At 52.2% G+C, this 1,564-nt stretch carries 1 rRNA gene; it reads right to left on the reverse strand.

From position 1 onward, the window contains the following. Positions 1-1,549 (reverse strand): 23S ribosomal RNA (locus AB986_RS18220); the annotation flags it as partial. Positions 1,550-1,564: the final 15 nt, after the last annotated feature.

Below are 1,564 nucleotides of genomic sequence, written 5' to 3' on the forward strand. Positions count from 1 at the left end.
CGGTGAACGGATTTACCTATTCACCAGCCTAATCGCTTGGACGCGCATTTCCAGCAGCGCGCTCACCCTATCTTTCTGCGTCCCCCCGTCGTTCAAACGGAAAGGAGGTGGTACAGGAATATCAACCTGTTATCCATCGCCTACGCCTTTCGGCCTCGGCTTAGGTCCCGACTAACCCTGAGCGGACGAGCCTTCCTCAGGAAACCTTGGGCTTTCGACGGACAAGATTCTCACTTGTCTTTCGCTACTCATACCGGCATTCTCACTTCTAAGCGCTCCACCAGTCCTTTCGGTCTGACTTCACAGCCCTTAGAACGCTCTCCTACCATTGTCGTAAGACAATCCACAGCTTCGGTGATACGTTTAGCCCCGGTACATTTTCGGCGCAGCGTCACTCGACCAGTGAGCTATTACGCACTCTTTAAATGATGGCTGCTTCTAAGCCAACATCCTGGTTGTCTAAGCAACGCCACATCCTTTTCCACTTAACGTATACTTTGGGACCTTAGCTGGTGGTCTGGGCTGTTTCCCTCTCGACTACGGATCTTATCACTCGCAGTCTGACTCCCGCGGATAAATCGTTGGCATTCGGAGTTTGACTGGATTCGGTAATCCGGTAAGGACCCCTAGTCCAATCAGTGCTCTACCTCCAAGATTCTTGCCGCGAGGCTAGCCCTAAAGCTATTTCGGAGAGAACCAGCTATCTCCAGGTTCGATTGGCATTTCACCGCTACCCACACCTCATCCCCGCATTTTTCAACATGCGTGGGTTCGGGCCTCCATTCAGTGTTACCTGAACTTCACCCTGGACATGGGTAGATCACCTGGTTTCGGGTCTACGACCACGTACTATTTCGCCCTATTCAGACTCGCTTTCGCTGCGGCTCCGCCTTATCAGCTTAACCTTGCACGGGATCGTAACTCGCCGGTTCATTCTACAAAAGGCACGCTGTCACCCATTAACGGGCTCCAACTAGTTGTAGGCACACGGTTTCAGGTTCTCTTTCACTCCCCTTCCGGGGTGCTTTTCACCTTTCCCTCACGGTACTGGTTCACTATCGGTCACTAGAGAGTATTTAGCCTTGGGAGATGGTCCTCCCAGATTCCGACGGGGTTTCACGTGTCCCGCCGTACTCAGGATCCGTCTCGGAGGGCAGCGGATTTTGACTACAGGATTGTTACCTTCTCTGATGGACCTTTCCAGGTCGCTTCGTCTATCCGTGCCTTTGTAACTCCAAAGAGACGTCCTACAACCCCAGAGGGCAAGCCCTCTGGTTTGGGCTGATTCCGTTTCGCTCGCCGCTACTCAGGAAATCGCGTTTGCTTTCTCTTCCTCCGGGTAATGAGATGTTTCAGTTCCCCGGGTCTGCCTTCCATTCCCTATGTATTCAGAAATGGATACCATCCTATTAAAGATGGTGGGTTCCCCCATTCGGAAATCTCCGGATCAAAGCGTACTTACAGCTCCCCGAAGCATATCGGTGTTCGTCCCGTCCTTCTTAGGCTTCTAGTGCCAAGGCATCCACCGTGCGCCCTTAGTAGCTTAACCTTAGATTCATTAGAC

Origin of the sequence: Guptibacillus hwajinpoensis (assembly GCF_001039475.1) — a bacterium.
Classification (GTDB): Bacteria; Bacillota; Bacilli; order Bacillales; family Guptibacillaceae; genus Guptibacillus; species Guptibacillus hwajinpoensis.